This is a genomic window from Methanobrevibacter sp. V74 (assembly GCF_963082495.1).
Taxonomy (GTDB): Archaea; Methanobacteriota; Methanobacteria; order Methanobacteriales; family Methanobacteriaceae; genus Methanocatella.
On record NZ_CAUJAN010000008.1, the window covers coordinates 19,827 to 38,857 of the forward strand.

Below are 19,031 nucleotides of genomic sequence, written 5' to 3' on the forward strand. Positions count from 1 at the left end.
GACAAAACTTTTAAATGGGGTTAATTTAAACTATTATCATGATTGAAGTAACTGAAAAATCAAAATATATGGATTTACTCAATACTTATCCCTTACTTAAAAGAGATTTGGCCAAAAGTAACTGGAAATTTGAATTTTTAGTAACTCCGATGGGTAAAATTTCTTTATGGGAAGCAGATTTGTCAGAAGTCAGTCAACGTGCTGAGATGTCTGTCGATGAAACAGTTTTTCTTTTTAATGAGTTAATTAACTCATATTAATCTTTTTTTATACATTTAATACTTAAAAAGTGACAAAATCTTTATATAACATTTAGGCATAACTAAATATTAAGGTGAAAATATGTCTTATGATAATTGGAAAGATAAAATTTCTGAATTTAAAGTAAAAGATGTTAGAGGATTATCTGGAAACTTTTTTCCAGCATTAAAAAAACTTGCAATGAAAATAGAAAAAGATAATGGTTTGGAGGTTATTCAAACTTTTGATCCAATTCCTTTATATGAAGTAATGGAAGATTTGGGATTTGAACATCATACAGAAAAAGTAGATGACCATGAATTCCATGCATATTTCTACAGAATAGAAGTAAAACAACCTACTAAAGACATTCCAATGAGGCCAGTTGCACTTACAAACATGCCAATAATCGATGATGGTCTGGGGGAGGTAGCGGTACAATTTTGGGATTTGACTTGGAGTGATGAAAATCGTTTTCTTGATTATGAAACAAGATTGTTGCTGTCACTAACTAATGCTGTTGGTGCTGGAAGAATGCGTCAGGCAACACGAGAACTTGTTAAAGGTTACATTCATGGAATTGATTCAAGAGCATTAGATGATGTGTTTGAACTTTTTGCTTGGAATCAAGGAATTGGATACTTTAGTTCTGAAATCGGGCCATCAACACTATTTAATGCATATAAGACCATTAAAAAGATGGAAGAAAAAGGTGTTGAAAGACCAGAAATATGTGCTAAACTCAAAGAAGAATTTGGCGAGAAAAATCCTGATGTTAAGGTGATTTAATTTGGTTGAAATTACACCAGACACTAAATTGATGGATTTAATAAAAAAATATCCTTTTTTAAAAGATGAACTTCCAAAAACAAATACAAAATTTAAAATGCTTAAAACTCCTATGGCTAAAGTCATGATGAGAAAAGCGGATATTTCAGATATGAGTAAACGCTCTGGAATTAGTGTTGATGAGCTTATTTTAATTTTAGATAAAATAATTGAATCTCACTAATATCATATTAAATTGATGTATATCTTGATGTTAATGTAAAATACCTAGTTTAATTTAAATTTTTTAGTCATGATTTTAATAATGCATTTAATCCATTTAAATAGGTTTTTTATATTTTAATTTTCTAATATTATATCATGTCGTTATTTAAAAAAATGCTAAGGGATATAAAAATCAATAGAACACAATTTATTGCAATATTTCTAATGGCATTTTTGGGCATTTTTGCTTACTGTGGTATTTATGCTGAATATTATGGGCTAGAGCAAACCTCAAGTCAGTTTTACATGGATACTAATCTTGCTGATGGGTGGATTTACAATAACGATTTTGATGAGGCAGCTATTAATAAAATTAACGAATTTTCAACGCAATCAGATAGGCAAGCTGTAGTTCAATCAGTAGTTGACATGGAGGGCAAGCCAGACATAACGCTGCATTTCACCAAAGACGGGTCGGTTTCTAAATTTTATTCAACTGAAGGTGAAGATTTCAATCCTTCAGATAAATCTGGAGTATGGTTAGATAAACGTTTTGCTGATGCTAGGGATTTGCATATTGGGGATAAAATCAAATTTGAATTTGACAATCAAACATTTAAAAAAGAAATTAAAGGTTTGGGATATTCTCCTGAATACATTTACGAAACTTCTTCAAGTTCCCTCACTCCTGATTTTTCACAAATAGGATTTGCATATTTGTCTAGCGGGGCATATCCTGGAGACATTGAATATAATACGGTACTTGTCAAATATAACCATTCAGATAGGTATTTTAAAGATAAATTAGATGATTCGATTGATTATTTATCATTTACAAAACAATCCGACCAACTTAGTGTTGCGAAATTTGGAGATGAAATGGCGCAGCATAAAATGATTGGGGATGTTTTCCCAATAGTGTTTGTTTTAGTTACTTTTCTAACACTTTTAACCACGATGACAAGAATTATTTCCAATCAGAGAACTCAAATTGGAATTCTAAAGGCAGTTGGTTTTAAAGACAAATCAATAATTTTACATTATATTTCATATGGATTCTTGCCGGTTTTAGCTGGAGCTATTTTGGGATTACTTGCAGGACCTATGATTATTCCTCAAATGTTTTATCCATCAATGATGGCGCGTTATAGTATGCCTGCTTGGAATCCTGGATTTGATATGAGTTTTATTTATATTACAGTATTGATGGTTGCATCATCTGTTTTTGTAACTTATATTTCATGTATAAGAATTTCAAAAGAAAATCCCGCCAATACTATGAGGCCTAAAGCACCAGGCAATTCTTCTAAAATGCTTATTGAAAAAATGAAAATGTGGAATCATTTAAATTTCAATATTCGTTGGAACATAAGGAATGCGAGAAGAAATAAATTCAGAGCTTTAATGACAATTGTAGGGGTAATGGGATGTGTTGCACTTTTAATAGCTGCATTCGGCATGAATGATAGTATGAATGAATTAAAATCATGGGAATATGAGGATATAAGTCATTATGGGGCTAAACTCTCTTTATCTCAGGATGCAAATCCCATGGAATTGTATTATATTTTAAATGAAACTGGTGGTAGCTTTATAATGCAACAATCTATGGAACTTAAAGCTAATGGTATGGAAGACACGGCAACGCTTTTAGTTACAAATAACACTGATTTAATATCTTATACTGATAGTAATCGAAATCCTATTGATATTGATGAGGGTGATGTTTCAATTTCTAAAAAACTTGCTGAGAGATTTAATTTAAGCATTGGAGATAAAATTAAATGGCATATTGTTGGAAATGATAAGTGGGTAAGCTCTAAAATAGGTCAAATTCATGCAGAACCAGTATCACAAGGTTTAATAATGTCTCCAGACACTTTAGAAGATCAGGGTTTAAATTTCACTCCAACTTCCATATTAACACCTGACGAGTTTGGAGAACACTTTGATTCAATTAAATCTGAGACAAGTATTGATAAAATGGAAAAAAGTTGGAATCAGATGACTTCATCTGTAATGATGATGGTTTATGTTGTAACTGTTGTAGCAGTTATAATGGCCTTTTTAGTGTTATATAATTTAGGTATTTTATCATTTACTGAAATGGAGAGGGAAATCGCAACTTTAAAAGTTTTAGGGTTTAAAACAAATGTGCTAAGGAAATTACTCCTCACTCAGAACTTGTTTTTCACAGCCATTGGATTTATTTTAGGAATTCCATTGGGATTTTACTTCATGACCTTGATGATGAATGCTGCAGGGGATTCTTTGTATTATATTCCTTCTTTAACTTGGGGAAATATTTTACTCGCTGCTTTTATAACGTTTTCAATATCTGTTGGTGTTAATTTATTGTTTTCAGATAAAATTGGTGATTTGCATATGGTTGAAGCACTTAAAGATATTGAATAATAATTATATTAGCAATTTAAATAGAATTTTTAATAATGAGATTAAATATAAATCATGTTTAAGGAGTTGGTTTGATGGAAGACGCATATGAATGGAAAGGATTAAATGGACAATTAGCAACTTTTAAAAAAGAAGTTGGAGATGCTCAGAAGATTACTTATATTGGATCTCCAGGTGTTTGTACTCCATTTGCCGAGTTTATGGCTTATGCAGTAAGAGATAAGGAAAATCATTTCATTCCATTATTGGATATTGAGGAATGTCATGAATTTGAGTCAAAATCATATGCTATGGTTTTAAAAGATGAAGTATCTGATCCTCATGATTCTGATGTTGTAGTATTGTTGGGTGGGCTTTCAATGCCTAAATATGATGTTGATACTGATGAGTTAATGAGTTTAGTTAATAGTATCTTAAAAGAGGACGGTCAGTTAATGGGATTTTGTTTCATGGACATGTTCACTAAAGCTGGCTGGCTTGAAAGAATAGATTTTGACTGTGTTATTAATGGTACTTTAATTGGTACTGTTAAAAAGTAATTAATTTAGTTTAATTACTTTATTACTTTTTAGCTATTGTTCTAATTGTTTTTTTAGTAAAAATCATTTTCTAATAACATATCATAATATCATGATATGAAAACATTTAAATATATGAACATATCATAATATGTAAATATATGATATGTGTGATGACCATGGAAAATAATAATCTTGAAAAGAAAAATTATGATATGTGTGAAGTTTTCAACTCTCATGAAGATGTTGTTGAACGTATTAAAGAACGTATACCTAATGAAAATGAATTCACTGATCTTTCAGAGTTTTTTAAAATATTTGGAAATCCAACAAGATTAAAAATTATTTCCCTGCTTAGCATTGAAGATTTATGTGTATGTGACATTTGTGAGGCACTTGATTTAAACCAAACAACTGTTTCAAATCAATTAAGAATCTTACGTGCTAATAACATTGTTAAATATCAAAAAGAAGGAAAACTGGCAAGATATTCTCTTACAGACCTTCACATTGAAATGATTTACAAAGTAGGTTTGGAACATATATTAGAATAATTTTTAATTGGTGATATTATGACAGATAATAGATGTTACGATGCAGATTGTCAAGATGAAGACTGTCACAATCCAGAACATTATAATTATATCTGTTACGATTCAAATTGCGACGAAGTACATTGTACAGATTCTAATCATTATAATAAACGATTATTAAAAGATTATCAGAAAAAAACTGATTTAAATGCATATGATCACAGAGAAGAAATAGATTATGATGAGGATGTTGAAATAAGTATTTGTGGATGTCCTGATTGTGCAGATGATCATGATCACGACCATGATCACCAACATCATGACCACGAGCATGAGCATTCTCATGTTGATGGGGATGTTTGTAGTGATTCTGATTGTGCAGAGGGTCATGGTCACGAGCATGAGCATTCTCATGTTGATGGGGATGTTTGTAGTGATTCTGATTGTGATTGTCATGACCATGATGATGATGTTGAAATAAGTATTTGCGGATGTCCGGATTGTGCAGATGATGATCATGACCATGGTGAGGAAAATGAAGAATTATTGGCAGAGGGTAAACCTTTAATAGCTAATAGACCAATTCAAATCATCGTTGGAAGTGGAATATGTTTTGCTGCAGGCCATATTTTAGAATTCTTATCATTTAACCCAACTATCGTTACTTTAATATTCATGTTAGGTGCTTTAATTGCAGGTTATGAAATTGCAATTCTTGCATATAACTCATTAGTTAAAAGGCACACTATTGGCCCGGCAATGTTAATGTGTATTGCTTGTGTTGCTTCATTCATCATAGGGCATCCTGAAGAAGGTGCTGCCGTAACATTCCTTTACTTTATTGCTGAATTCTTAGAAGATTATGCAGAACACCGTGCAAAACGTTCCATTAAATCTTTAGTCGAGATTGCTCCTGAAACCGCTAGAGTTAAAGTAGGAGATTCTGAAGAGTTAAGAAATGTTGATGATGTTAATATTGGTGAAATTGTCATTGTCAAACCTGGAGATAAAGTTCCTTTAGATGGTTCTGTTGTATATGGTTCATCTTCAATTAATCAAGCTTCCATTACTGGAGAGAGTGTTCCTGTTTTAAAAGAGATTGGGGATGAAGTATTTTCCGGGACTGTTAATGAAGACGGATACTTAGAGATGGTTGTTACTAAAAAAGCAAAAGATTCTGTAATTTCTAAAATAGTAACATTAGTTAAAAGGTCCCAACTAAATGTGTCTGAAACTGAATCTCTTGTTGAGAAAGTAGCTAAATATTACACTCCGGTCATGATGGTTGCTGCAATTTGTGTTGCACTTGTTCCTAATTTATTATTTGGTCAGCCATTAATTGATTGGGTTTATAAAGCACTTTCATTATTAGTAATTTCCTGTCCTTGTGCATTTTTAATCTCAACACCAGTTGGCATGGTATCTGCCATTACTTCAGCTACAAAAAATGGAGTATTAATTAAAGGAAGTAGTTATGTTGAGGAAATGAGGGATATTAAAGCCGTAATCTTTGATAAAACTGGTACTTTAACAGAGGGCAAATTAGTTTTAAGTGAAGTTGAAGTTGTCGATGAGGCATTCTCAGAAAACGATATTGTTAATATTGCAGCTTCTTTAGAGCATAAATCATCTCACCCTATTGCACAATCTATTGTGGACTATGCAACAATGAATGATATTGAATTTGATGATATTGACGAGTTTAAAAATGTTCCAGGTAAAGGAATCGTTGGTATCATTAATGGTGTTGAATATTATGCTGCTAATGAATCATTAATTGAAGGAAGTTCATTTGATATCTCAAGAGACGATATTAATAAACGCACTTCTGAAGGAAAAACAATTGTCTTTGTTGGAAATTCAGAAAAAGTATTGGGCATTATTACTGTAGCGGACAAACTCAGATCTAATGCTTCTGAAGTAGTTGCCGATTTAAACAGTCAAGGTATTCAGACTGTCATGCTTACAGGAGATAATAAACTGGCAGCTCGTAAAGTAGCAGATGAAATTGGAATTAATTATGTATATTCTGATTTGCTTCCTGAAGATAAATTAAACCTCCTTGATACCATCAGGAATAAATTTGGTAATGTGGCTATGATTGGGGATGGTATTAACGATGCACCAGCTTTAGCACGTGCAAATATAGGTATTGCTATGGGTGCTGCAGGTTCTGATGTAGCTATTGAAACAGCAGATGTTGCATTAATGCAAGATGATATTTCAAAACTCCCGTATTTATTCTCATTATCTCATAAAACAATGGGAATTATTAAACAAAATATTAGTGTAGCAATTGCAGTTAAATTGTTATGTGTTGTACTTGCAATTTTAGGCATTATCACATTAATGATGTCTGTTGGTTTTGGAGATTTAGGACTGACCTTGCTTGTTATATTAAATTCATTTAGAATTGGGATGGTAAAAGATCCTTTATTCTAATTTCTTTTTATTCATTTTTTGGAATGACTAAATTTAAAAAGGGTTTAGAGTTTCCTAAATTAGTTATAACTAAATATAAATTGTTAGATTAACCTAAAAAACCTTTTAAACCGATTACTTTATATACTACTTTTTTCATAATGTTATAACAAGGAATATTAATTGATTTGAATTTAAAAATTTAGGAGTAATTAAAAATGATACACCCAAAATACATGAATAAAATCGTTGAACACAAATCTGCATTATTATTTGTAGGTGGAATTGCAACTGCGATTATCGGTAAAAAAATCATTGAATCAAAAACCGTAAAGGATGCTACTACTCAAGCTGTTGCAGGAGTAATGTCTGCTAAACAAGATGCTGAAAAAGCTGTTGAAGATATGAAAAAAGAAGCTGAAGAAATAGCTGAAGAATAAATTTAATTAATTAGAGGGATCAATATGGTTTTTAAAAAAATTTTAGATCATGCAATTGAACACAAGGCTGCATTAATTTTTGCAGGTGGTGTTGCTACTGCAATTGTTGGTAAAAAAGTGTTAGAGTCTGGTGTTGTAAAAGAGACGGCAACTAACGCTATGGCAGGAGTCATTTCTGCTAAACAAGATGCTGAAAAAGCGATTGAAGATATGAAAAAAGAAGCTGAAGAAATAGCTGAAGAATAAATTTTAATTTCGTGAGGGATTGATATGGTATTGAAACGTTTAGTGGGTTTAGCAATTGGTCACCAAGCGGCAGTAATATTTACTGGTGGAGTGGCTGCAGCAGTAATCGGTAAAAAAGTATTGGAATCCGATATTGTAAAAGATACTGCTACTAATGCTTTGGCTGAAGTCATTTCAATTAAACAAGATGCAGAAAAAATTGTATCTGATATGAAAGCTGAAGCTGAAGAGATAGTTGTTGAATCTAAAGAATAACTCAAGAGGAATTTTAATGGTATTCAAAAAACATTTACCTGCATTTGCAAAAGAACATAAACATGCATTATTATTTGCAGGTGGAATTGCAACAGCAATAATTGGTGCACAAATCATTAAATCACAAGCTGCTAAAGATTTAGCCACAAAAGGAATGGCTGGTGTAATTTCTACTAAAAAAGATGCTGAAGAAACATTTCAGGACATTAAAGAAAATGCGGAAGATATTGTTTTCGATGCAAATGCAAGCACTAAACAAGAAATTTATGTTGCTAAAAAAGAATAATTCTTTTTTTTATTTTTTTCTTTTTATATTTTTAAAATTTTTCAAATAATTAATCTTATATTTGAATAACTTTTAATTATTATCCTGATTAATAATGATTCTGTAAATAATATTGAGGTAATGATTGGTAATCATAAAAAAAGCATTGCTTAGATGTCAATTCCAATTATTGTTTCATTAATGATTTCTAGTTTTTAAAGTTTAATTGATGGGTTTCAGGATTATGCGCAAGCATAGACAAAAAGTAATGGATATTAATGATTAAATACCATTAATATCTTCAAAATAGATTATGTCATCACAGATTGTATTAACAAGATCCATATCATGACTTACAAGCAAAAATCCCATTTTTCTTTGGCGAACTATTTTCAACACAGCATCTAGAATTTGCACTTGTGTTATTGCATCAAGCATCGTTGTCATTTCATCTGCAATTAAGAACTTTGTTTTTGGATTGAGAGCTCTTAATACGGAAAATCTTTGAAGTTCTCCTCCTGAAAGTTCTTGAGGAAATCGGGTAAACCAAGATTTTTGAATTCCGAATTCGTCTAAAAGATTATCGTCAACATTCCAGGATTCTTCAAGGACATCTTTCATTTTCCATTTCGGATTCATTACCTTTTCTGGGTGCTGGTAAATTAATTGCACTGGGCAGAACTCTTTTTGAGGTAATTTTTCCCCATCAAGTTCCACATTTCCTTCAAAATTTGTTAGGTATCCAGATAGTATTTCGCATAGTGTTGATTTTCCAATACCACTATCTCCAACTAAACCTATGATTTTATTGTTGTCCAGATATATGTCAATATCCTTTAGTAAGAATTCTTTTGCTAGTGGATATTTAAATGAAATGTTTGTTCCTTTAAGTTCCATTTTATGCACCTTCTTGGTATTTAAAACATCTAACTTTTTTATTTCCAAGATCAATTAGTTGTGGGCATTCACTCTTACATTTTTCAAATCTCATTTCACATCTTTCATAGTAGGGGCAGCCTTTAGGGATTTCTCCGTGTAAAGGTTGGTGGCCATGTGTTAGATGGAATCCATTTGCAGGCAATGCTTTGTATAATGCTTTTGTGTAAGGATGGAGTAGGTTTTCACCATCTCCGGAGAAATCTTTATTCTCAGCTATTTCTATTACATAACCTGCATAGAATATTCCAATTCTATCAGCTATTTCTAATGCGGCATGAATGTCATGTGTAATTAAAAGCACTCCAACTCCATCTTCTTTCATATTTTTGAAGTGATTTAATGTTTCTTTGACTGTTTTTTCATCAAGTCCCGGTGTTGGCTCGTCAGCCACTACAAGTTTCGGACTTGATAATAATGCAGTTGATACAAGCACTCTTCTTGCCATTCCTCCGGATAATTGGAAGGGGTACATGTCATCCACTTCAGGACCTAAATTGTAACGTTTAAAGAGTTCTCTTTGCTTTTGTTTTTTCTCTTTTTTTTCTTCATCACTTTCAGTATGTCCAATTGCTTGGTCAGATATTTTCATCAGTGGATTTAGGAAATTAACTGATTGAGGGATTAATCCTATTTCTTTTCCACGAATTTCTTCTTTATCTTTTTGTGATAATTCTTTTCCTTTATATTTTATTTTTCCTTTTAAATTAGCATTTTCCGGTAGGATTCCGAATATTGCATGTGCAAGTAGACTTTTTCCAGAACCACTTGAACCAAGTACTGCTAAAATTTCACCTTCAGTCATGTCTAGGGTTAAATCGGTAATTACATGTAAATTTCTTTGATTTAATCCTTGTGTGTATTGGATAAATGAAATTGATACATTTTCCACATCTAATATTTTATCCATCTTCTCACCTATTCATTAGCGCTTGTTGGGTCAAGTATTTTCTTAATATTTTCGCCTACAATATCAAATAGCAATACAATAATTAATAATGCCAAACCAGGGAATAATGCTAACCACCAGTTACCTGTTGCAAGATATTTCATAGATTCTGATAAAATGATACCGATTGCAGGTTCATGAGGTGATAAACCGAATCCTAAAAATGTTACACTGGCTTCGTGCATAATTGCATGAGGGAAAATTAGAATGGTACCAACAATTATCTGTGTGATTACTAACGGCAAAATGTGTTTTTTTGCAATCCATAATTTGGATTTTCCAAATCTTTCAGATAATTTAACAAACTCCGATGTTTGTATTTGTTTGATTTCTGCTCTTAAAACTCTTGCAAGTGAAGTCCAGTGTGTAATAGCCACACCCATTGTTACTCCAAATGCTCCTCCGCCTAATGCAATTGAAATTAAAATAATTAATAAAATATGAGGAATTGATAAAAATAAATCAATTAACCATGCAATAAATCCATCTAAGAATTTATTGGTGCTTGAAAGAAATGCCATTCCAATAGCTATTAAACTACTTAATACAGATGCTCCAGCTCCAATTTGAACACTCAACCCTAATCCTTTTAGGGTACGTGTGAACATGTCTCTTCCCATCCAATCAGTACCAAATAAATGTTCAAATGAGGGGGCTTGATTCATTGCCTGGAAATTAGTTGTGATGTCTGCTGAATTAATAAGTAAGCTTGAAATAACAACTGCAATCAATATAAATACAGTTATTCCAATGGTTATCAATGTTTTTGTTCTTAAATTCATTTTACCAATAGAATTATAAAGACTTCCTTTTTCAGTATTAACCATCTTCTTCACTCTCCTTAATTCTTGGATCTACAAAGTTATAAATTAAATCTGCAATTAAATTGCCGCAATAAACAAATATTGCACTAAATATTACAATTCCTAAAAGTAAAGGCACATCACTTTTAAGGCCTGCTGATACTGCAGCCTGTCCAATTCCGGGATAGGTAAATATTTGTTCGACAAGAACTGCTCCACCGAATAATTCTGAAAATCCTAAAAATTGCAATGTAACTGCTGGAAGTAGAATATTTCTAATTCCATGTCTTTTAATTAGATTCCAACCACTCTCTCCTCTTGCTTTAGCAAATAAAAAATAATCACTATTCATTTCTTCAATTAATTTATCCCGTGTATACAATGCGATTGAAGCTATTCCCACAATACTTAATGTAATCATTGGAAGGATCAAACGGTTTAACCAATCCCAAAATGATACATTTTCACTTAATGTTGCAATTGGAACACCTAAACCAGTTGGGAACCAACCTAAATATACACTAAATATCATTAAAATAAGTAATGCAATCCAAAATGTTGGTGCAGATTGTAATATGTAACAGTATACTTTAATAGCTTTATCAACAATTGTATCTTTTTTAAATCCTGCGAGAACTCCTAATGTAAATCCTATTATTCCAGACAGAATCCATGAGGACAGCATTAAAGCTAATGATGCTAAGAATCTTTCTTTGATAACATCAATTACAGGTACTCTAAAAATAAGGGAAGTTCCAAAATCTCCTTGAATAATATTCCCTAACCAATTTGCCATTTTAGTTGTGATTGGTTCATTAACTCCCCAGTAAGCTTCTAATTGAGCTATTTGATTTTGTGAAATTATTATATTACTAATATATGTTTTTACAGGGTTGATAGGAGACATGTCTATAAGGAAGAAACTTAATAATATAACAAAAATGAGCAAAATCACTAATCTAACAATTTTTTTACCTAAAAATTTTGCTAATTTTTCATAGTTTACCATAAAAAAACCCCTAATAAAAAAAAGAGATGAGTTAAATTGTAATAATTCAACTCATAATTTAAATATTTTTATTTTTCAATAGAAGAAACTCTGTGCCAGTCGTAAATGTTGGAGAAGATATCCCCTCCGTGAGGTTGTAATAATGCAGTATCTTCAGAAATATCTAGACTGTCATCAACAAAGTATCCGTATTTTATTTCGCCAGCCCATAACCATGCCGCATCACCTAATGGTGAAATACCTTCACTTCCATCCCAGGAAACTCCAGACCATTCACTGTATGAGGATTCACGATCCATTGATCTGGCTGTATCAATATGTTTATCCACAGCACTGTTATTTACTAAAGCTGGATTATTGTAACTCTGACCTGCATATTCTCCATAATATTCGCTCATCAAGGTTGATGGGTCAGTAGAACCGAATCCCCATACGACAGGGTCGGTATTTTTAATTGCATCCATTTCGTCCCAGTTGGAACCAGTTGCATTCACTTCAATACCAAATTCTTTTGCTTGTTCAGCGATAGTTACGGCAATAGCTTGTCTTTCAGAAGCATCAGATGCGTAGTATACATTGATAGATGCTTTTGTACCGTTTTTCTCAACGATTCCATCACCATCAGTGTCTTTCCATCCTCCTTCTTTTAAGATTTGTTTAGCTTTATCAACATCTCCATCTTCAATAGCATTTACTTCATCGTTAGCCCATGGTAATTGGTGTGCAATACCGTCATAGTTAGGATATCCAAATCCATTTAATGCACCTTCAGCTATTGCAGTTCTATTAATACCATAGTTTAATGCTTTTCTTATTGCTTTATCTGAAGTAACATTGTTACCCATATGATTTCCATCTTCAGTTGTTTTACCAGTATTAGGTACAACCGGTAAGGATAATCCTCTTACATCAATAGTATCGAGTAATTTCATGTTGTAGCCATCAATTGTTTCATTAGCATAAGCTAATGGTACAGCAGCCACATCTACCTCATGATTTTTAGCAGCATTGAATGCAGCATCATTCATTTCAAAGAGAATTGTTAATTTATTAAATTCTGGTTGTTTTCCATAGTAGTCAGTATTTTTTTCTAAGATAAGTTGTTGACCTTTGTCCCATTGTACGAATTTATATGGTCCGGAACCGATTGGATTAGATCCATATGTTTCGTTATTATAAGAATCAGACGGTACAATACCTAGATATGCAAATTTATCAACAAATGTGGAATCTGGTTTGTTTAATTTAAATACAACTGTGGTATTATCTTTAGCTGTGACATTTTTTAAACTACTGAAGTCTAAGTTACTTGCTCCATTTGTTGAAGCTTCATTGTAACTGAATGCTACGTCTTCAGCTGTTAATGGAGTACCATCAGTAAATTTAACATCATTTCTGATTTTAACTGTGTATTCAGTAAAATCATCATTTGCTTCCCAACTTGTTGCTAAATCGTTTTTATATGTCATGTTTGGTGTCATCTTTAATAATGTAGATTGAATTAAAGGTTCTGCAAGGTAATTCCACCCAAGCATTGGGTCAAAACCGGCCTCAGGTTCACCTCCATGACTGTAAGCGGCAACTACTAGTTCATCATCTGCTCTTTCAGTGGAGGTTCCTCCCATGAGGACCGCTCCAGCAATAATAGCAATAACTATTACAATGATTATTCCAATAATGTATTTGCGTTCCATTTTTTTCTCCAAATTTTAAATTTTCAATTGCTATAAATTTATTAAATTAAAAAATAATTTAATTAAATAACAATTGAATTAAGTTTATTATTTTAGAAGTATTTAAAATTATCTAAGAAAAATATTACTAATTTGATTTATTTCTTAAAAAAGTATTATTTATTACAATTTTTTAATTAATTTATATCATTAGGAATAATAAATGAAATGTGAAATCATTACATTTTTTTTTTATTTGAATTGATTATTAACATTAATGAAAATATTAAAGATTATTGATATCCTTAAGGCATATTCTACCATCAAATGTGGTGCAGTTGAAATAAGTACTTTTCTAGTTATTCCTTCAAATAATGGAATTATAGCTTTTTTCTCTTTTTTACTTTTTAATTCTGGTGGTGTTTTATTGCTTGCTTAAAACATTTCATTAGAGAATCTAAGAAGTTTGCTTGCTGAGGTACTATAACAATATTCTTTCCTCTGATTTCTTGTGTATCTTCTTGTGTTAATGCTTTTAATTTATATTGTATTTACGTTGGATTTTGAATTAATTTGACATAACACAGTTAAAATTTCATTTTTAGATATATCAATGGTTAAATCAATAATTCAATTAATTTAATCCTTTATGTGATGAATAAATAAGATTGAAACATTTTATACATCTAATGACTTTTTCTATTCAATTGCCATTTATTTTTCAAAGCATAAATTTTATATATGATTTAGTATTTTATTAATTAATGTTATTCAGAAATTATTAAAAAGTATTACTTAATACATAAAAACAATTGATTTAATAATACTTTGATGGCTGGTATTTAAAATGAATGTTACTATTAAAAAGTTAAGTAATGATCCGCATGAAATTAGAAAGGTTCAAAAATTCTTATTTAACATGATTAAAAAAGAATTTGGATATGGTTACGTTCCAAAGTGGCATAAGGATATTGTAAATTTGGAGGATTATTATATTGCTCCAAAAAGAAATAATTTTTTTGTTGCTTATAATGAAAATGAAGAAATTATATCGACAATTGGTATAAGGGCTTTTGATAAGGATTTTCCTGAATTTAAACATTCATATTCTAATGAAAATACTTCAAGTATCTGGAGATTGTTTGTTGATAAAAGATGTCGACGTTGTGGTTTAGCTTCTAGAATGTTTGGTATTGCTGAGAATTTTGCAAAAGAATCAAATTATACTGAAATTTATTTACACACTCACAAAACATTAGATGGTGCTTTAGATTTTTGGGTAAAAATGGGGTTCATTGTCACTTTTGATGAAAATAACGAGCTTGAAACTGTTCATATGGATAAAAATATTTATGGATTAGAAATCAATCCTGGAGTTGCTGATTTTCAATATGTAGTTAAATTATAATTTGTTTTTAAAATTTGGATTTTTTAACAGTACTCGGGTAAAATTAGCTGATTATTCATGATTTTTGTTTAAAAGAATGTTTCATTTATTTTTTCCTGTATTCTTTTGATTAATTTATGCACTCAAGTTATTTCACTATAATCGATTTATTATCGTAAACTATAATGTTAAAGCTAAAAATTTTTAATGAAAATTTTGTTTAAAGTGAAATCACATAGTTTTGTAGTAATTATTAGAAATAGTTAAATAATATGGAATTAAATATATCTGATCATATTATTAATTTAAAAAGTATTATATTTATTATTAAATTATATGATAGGTGTATTACTTTGATTGATAATAGATTAAATGAATTATGGAGTTTTAAGAAAATGGATAATAAAATGAAATATTCTATTGTTGCTATAATTGTCATTGTTATTGCAATTGTTGCAGTTGCTTCAATGTTGGGAACGTCTAATGATGATGATCCAACCCATATTGTTGTAACAGTTCCTGGTCTAACTGGTGAGCCTGCAACAGGTTTCAACCCGTTGACCGGTTGGGGTTGTGGACACATGAACTTTAACCCTTTAGTTCAAAGTACACTTCTAAAATCTGATAAGAAGGGCAATTTTGTCAATGATTTAGCAACAGGATATAATATAAGTTCAGATGGTCTTAAATGGACTGTTGGAATAAGAGATGACGTTAAATTTTCCAATAACGAAACTTTAACAGCAAAAGATGTTGCATTCACATTCAATGAAGCAAGAACAAGTAGTTCTGAATTAGACATGTCCAACTTAAAGGAAGCTAAAGCCATAGATGATAATACTGTCGAATTTACTTTAAATTCACCTCAGTCTACTTTCACATATGATTTAAGATATATTGGTATTGTACCTGAAAAAGATTATAATAATGAGACTTATGGTGAAAATCCTATTGGTACTGGTCCTTATGTATTAAAACAATGGGATAAAGGTCAACAAGCTATTTTTGAAGCAAATGATAATTATTATGGGGATAAGCCATATTTCACACAAATAACTATGTTGTTCCCTGAGGAAGATAGTGCTGTAATGCAAATTGCTAAATCTAATCAGGCTAGTGTTGTTCAAGTACCGATTTCAGGTTTAAATGAAACTATTGAAGGTTATAATTTGGTAGAATTTTATAGTCCTCGTGCACAAGGTTTAACTTTCCCATATCAAAATGATACTGGTGTAAAAACCACTGGTGGAAATGATGTAGGTAACAATGTAACTGGAGATATTGCAATAAGAAAAGCTTTAAATGTTGGAATTAATCGTGAAGAAATCGTTAATTCTGTTTATAAAGGTCATGCAGTAGTTGATTATACTGGTGTTGATAGTCATAAATATTCTAATCCAAATGCTATTATAAAAGACAATGATAAAAAAGAAGCTAAAAGAATATTGGAAGATGCTGGATGGATTGATACTGATGGTGATGGAATTAGAGAGAAAAATGGTACTAATGCAACCTTCACGGTATTGTATAGTTCTGATGATCAAGCAAGACAAGCTCTTGCAACAGTCGTATCTGAACAAGCTAAAGATTTAGGAATTAATATTGAGTTGGAAGGAACAGACTGGGATACAATATATTCTAGAATGTATAAAGATTCTGCTGTATTCCAACAATCTTCAGATAATCCTTACAGGAATATTTACCAACAATATCATAGTAAAGAAAATTATAGTGAAGATAATTATATGAATCCAAATGGATATGGTAATTCAGAAGTAGATGCCATATTAGAATCTGCTTTACGAGAAAATGATGTCAATGCTTCTAATAGTCTTTGGGCTGACGCTGCCAATACTGGTTCTGGTTCTGGATTTGGACCTAATGCAGATGCTCCTTGGTTATGGATTGCTGATTTTGATTACTGTTATTTTGTAAAGAATGATATTGATATGGGTGCTCCTCCAAGCGTAGGTCACGACTATATGCAAAACATTTGTGAATGGACACGTACCAATTCAACTAAATAATCATTTCTTTCTTTTTTTTATTTTTTTTTTTTAAAATAGTTTTTAACATGTATTAGTTTTGGAGTATTGATAATATGGATTCACGTATGATGCTTTTTTTTAGGAATAAGTTAGTTCATTTCATTGTTTTGATGGTAGCAGTTTCGATTTTTAGTTTTTTATTATTGGATCTTTCGCCTATTGACCCTGTTAATGCATATTTAAGAGAAACTCCTGTGACTGAAGCTCAAAGAGCATTATTAGAACAGTATTGGGGTGTAGGTCAACCTATTACCACTAAAATATTTAATTGGTTTACTAATTTTATTCAAGGAAACCTTGGAAATTCATTAATTTTTAGAAAACCTGTAAGTGATGTTATATTTGAGAAATTCACAGCATCTTTAGTATTAATGTTATTATCCTGGGTTATCAGCGGGTTATTAGGATTTGTTTTAGGTGTTGTATCAGGTAAAAATAGGGGATCATGGATTGATAAAATCATAAGGGTTTATTGTTATATCTTGCAGTCAGCACCAACCTTTTGGATAGCATTACTTATTTTAGTAATTTTTTCAGTAGAACTGGGATGGTTTCCAGTTGGATTAGGTGTTCCCATTGGAGTGTCGAGCACGGATGTAACGATATGGCAATGGCTTGCAAGACTTGTGCTGCCAACGCTTACATTAAGTATGGTTGGTGTTGCACCAATTGCATTGTATACACGTAATGAACTATTAAATGTATTGTCTTCAGATTATGTGTTATTTGCCAAATCTAGAGGTGAAGATGGTTGGGATTTAATCGAAAGACATGGCATACGTAATATTTTATTACCTGCCTTAACATTACAATTCTTAAATTTCAGTGAATTGTTTGGAGGAACAATACTTGTAGAACAAGTATTTTTATATCCTGGAATTGGTCAAACTGCTGTTGCTGCAGGTCTTCAAAGTGATGTGCCATTATTATTGGGGATAGTTGTAATAAGTGCAGTATTTGTGTTTGTTGGAAATTTAATTGCAGATATCTTATACTACTTTATTGATCCACGTATTAAGGAGAATGAGGTATGATGTTTAAAAAGAAAAGTGATGATAAAAAGCCTTGGTTTATATATAATGCTAATCTCCGAACTAAAACATTGGTTATAATTGGAATATCTACACTATTTTTATTAGTTATCCTAATAAGTAGTATGATTATTGATGTATCTTCATTAACCACTAATTTTTCACAGTTTAATCAATTGCCTTCTTTTGAGCATATTTTCGGTACTGATTGGATGGGTCGGGACATGTTTGTAAGAACTGTTGCAGGACTTGGATTGAGTATGGGAGTAGGGGCTTTTGCATCTGTCATAAGTACAGCAGTTGCAATTGTCTTAGGATTGTTTTCAGGAGTTAATAGAATATTAGATGAATTTGTTGCAGGAATAATAGATTTGTTCTCAGCTATTCCACATATATTGCTTATTATTTTATTGTCAATCTCTTTTGGTGGAGGATTTTATGGGGTAATTATGGGTGTTGGTTTAACTCATTGGACACCATTAGCTCGTATTTTAAGGGCTGAAGTAAAGCAAATACAAACAATGGAGTTTATTAAAGTAGCTGAACAACAAGGTAAATCCAAACTATGGATTGCAACAAAGCATATGTTCCCATTATTACTTTCACAAATTGTGGTGGGTGTTATATTAATGTTTCCTCATGCAATTATGCATGAAGCAGGTATTACTTTCTTAGGATTTGGTTTATCTCCACATGAACCGGCTATTGGTATTATTTTAGCTGAATCCATGCAATATTTGTCAAATGGTTGCTGGTGGTTAGCATTTTTCCCTGGTGTTTCTTTATTAATCATTGTATTGTTATTTGATTTGATTGGTGAGTATGTACATAAGTTATTAGATCCATCTGAGGCTCAAAATTAGGTGTTT

21 protein-coding genes are annotated in these 19,031 nt (G+C 31.3%); 16 read left to right on the forward strand and 5 right to left on the reverse strand.

Going from position 1 to position 19,031, the window contains the following annotated elements; genetic code table 11:
- The first annotated feature begins 38 nt into the window (after positions 1–38).
- From Q9969_RS10975 to Q9969_RS11025, 11 genes are all read left to right on the forward strand, one after another.
- Entirely contained in the window at positions 39–260 is a 222-nt protein-coding gene (locus Q9969_RS10975) for a hypothetical protein (RefSeq protein WP_305512865.1), read from the forward strand.
- Positions 261–342: 82 nt separating this feature from the next.
- Positions 343–1,029: a DUF2249 domain-containing protein gene (locus tag Q9969_RS10980; RefSeq protein ID WP_305557719.1), complete on the forward strand. Its 687-nt coding sequence runs from the start codon at positions 343–345 to the stop codon at positions 1,027–1,029.
- 1 nt (position 1,030) lies between these two features.
- On the forward strand, positions 1,031–1,252 hold the full coding sequence (locus Q9969_RS10985) for a DUF1858 domain-containing protein (protein WP_305512868.1): 222 nt from the start codon (positions 1,031–1,033) through the stop codon (positions 1,250–1,252).
- Positions 1,253–1,458: 206 nt separating this feature from the next.
- Positions 1,459–3,648, forward strand: coding sequence for an ABC transporter permease (locus Q9969_RS10990; RefSeq protein WP_305557721.1), 2,190 nt, complete (start codon positions 1,459–1,461; stop codon positions 3,646–3,648).
- 74 nt (positions 3,649–3,722) lie between these two features.
- Positions 3,723–4,187 carry a DUF2124 domain-containing protein gene (locus Q9969_RS10995; RefSeq protein WP_305557723.1) on the forward strand — a complete coding sequence of 155 codons (465 nt, stop codon included), beginning with the start codon at positions 3,723–3,725 and terminating at the stop codon, positions 4,185–4,187.
- A gap of 158 nt (positions 4,188–4,345) precedes the next feature.
- Complete coding sequence (locus Q9969_RS11000; protein WP_305512874.1) at positions 4,346–4,720, forward strand: metalloregulator ArsR/SmtB family transcription factor; 375 nt, start codon at positions 4,346–4,348, stop codon at positions 4,718–4,720.
- Positions 4,721–4,738: 18 nt separating this feature from the next.
- Positions 4,739–7,141: a cation-translocating P-type ATPase gene (locus tag Q9969_RS11005; protein ID WP_305557725.1), complete on the forward strand. Its 2,403-nt coding sequence runs from the start codon at positions 4,739–4,741 to the stop codon at positions 7,139–7,141.
- Between the two features lie 197 nt (positions 7,142–7,338).
- Positions 7,339–7,560 (forward strand): hypothetical protein, encoded by a 222-nt coding sequence (locus Q9969_RS11010; RefSeq protein WP_305512878.1) that lies wholly within the window; start codon positions 7,339–7,341, stop codon positions 7,558–7,560.
- A 24-nt stretch (positions 7,561–7,584) separates the two neighbouring features.
- On the forward strand, positions 7,585–7,806 hold the full coding sequence (locus Q9969_RS11015) for a hypothetical protein (RefSeq protein ID WP_305512880.1): 222 nt from the start codon (positions 7,585–7,587) through the stop codon (positions 7,804–7,806).
- Positions 7,807–7,830: 24 nt separating this feature from the next.
- Positions 7,831–8,061, forward strand: coding sequence for a hypothetical protein (locus Q9969_RS11020; protein ID WP_305512882.1), 231 nt, complete (start codon positions 7,831–7,833; stop codon positions 8,059–8,061).
- A 16-nt stretch (positions 8,062–8,077) separates the two neighbouring features.
- Positions 8,078–8,347: a DUF6110 family protein gene (locus Q9969_RS11025; RefSeq protein ID WP_305512884.1), complete on the forward strand. Its 270-nt coding sequence runs from the start codon at positions 8,078–8,080 to the stop codon at positions 8,345–8,347.
- A 261-nt stretch (positions 8,348–8,608) separates the two neighbouring features.
- On the opposite strand, the gene Q9969_RS11030 is transcribed toward Q9969_RS11025, so the two are convergent.
- From Q9969_RS11030 to Q9969_RS11050, 5 genes are all read right to left on the reverse strand, one after another.
- On the reverse strand, positions 8,609–9,223 hold the full coding sequence (locus tag Q9969_RS11030; RefSeq protein WP_305557727.1) for an ATP-binding cassette domain-containing protein: 615 nt from the start codon (positions 9,221–9,223) through the stop codon (positions 8,609–8,611).
- 1 nt (position 9,224) lies between these two features.
- Positions 9,225–10,172 (reverse strand): ABC transporter ATP-binding protein, encoded by a 948-nt coding sequence (locus tag Q9969_RS11035; protein ID WP_305512888.1) that lies wholly within the window; start codon positions 10,170–10,172, stop codon positions 9,225–9,227.
- An 8-nt stretch (positions 10,173–10,180) separates the two neighbouring features.
- Positions 10,181–11,038, reverse strand: a complete 858-nt coding sequence (locus Q9969_RS11040; RefSeq protein ID WP_305557729.1) for an ABC transporter permease — start codon at positions 11,036–11,038, stop codon at positions 10,181–10,183.
- The gene (locus tag Q9969_RS11045) at positions 11,031–12,023 is read right to left on the reverse strand and encodes an ABC transporter permease (protein WP_305512892.1); all 993 of its coding nucleotides are present in this window, start codon (positions 12,021–12,023) and stop codon (positions 11,031–11,033) included. Before Q9969_RS11045 ends, Q9969_RS11040 begins: the two co-directional genes overlap by 8 nt.
- Positions 12,024–12,091: 68 nt before the next feature.
- Entirely contained in the window at positions 12,092–13,717 is a 1,626-nt protein-coding gene (locus tag Q9969_RS11050; protein ID WP_305512894.1) for an ABC transporter substrate-binding protein, read from the reverse strand.
- A gap of 256 nt (positions 13,718–13,973) precedes the next feature.
- On the opposite strand from Q9969_RS11050, the gene Q9969_RS11055 reads away from it, so the two are divergent.
- The 5 genes from Q9969_RS11055 to Q9969_RS11075 all read left to right on the forward strand — a co-directional run bounded on the left by Q9969_RS11055 (position 13,974) and on the right by Q9969_RS11075 (position 19,025).
- Positions 13,974–14,135, forward strand: coding sequence for a hypothetical protein (locus tag Q9969_RS11055; RefSeq protein ID WP_305512896.1), 162 nt, complete (start codon positions 13,974–13,976; stop codon positions 14,133–14,135).
- Positions 14,136–14,543: 408 nt separating this feature from the next.
- On the forward strand, positions 14,544–15,104 hold the full coding sequence (locus Q9969_RS11060) for a GNAT family N-acetyltransferase (protein WP_305557732.1): 561 nt from the start codon (positions 14,544–14,546) through the stop codon (positions 15,102–15,104).
- A 332-nt stretch (positions 15,105–15,436) separates the two neighbouring features.
- Positions 15,437–17,110: an ABC transporter substrate-binding protein gene (locus tag Q9969_RS11065; protein ID WP_305557734.1), complete on the forward strand. Its 1,674-nt coding sequence runs from the start codon at positions 15,437–15,439 to the stop codon at positions 17,108–17,110.
- Positions 17,111–17,175: 65 nt separating this feature from the next.
- Positions 17,176–18,165, forward strand: coding sequence for an ABC transporter permease (locus Q9969_RS11070; protein WP_305557786.1), 990 nt, complete (start codon positions 17,176–17,178; stop codon positions 18,163–18,165).
- On the forward strand, positions 18,165–19,025 hold the full coding sequence (locus Q9969_RS11075) for an ABC transporter permease (protein ID WP_305512956.1): 861 nt from the start codon (positions 18,165–18,167) through the stop codon (positions 19,023–19,025). Before Q9969_RS11070 ends, Q9969_RS11075 begins: the two co-directional genes overlap by 1 nt.
- The last annotated feature ends 6 nt before the right edge of the window (positions 19,026–19,031 follow it).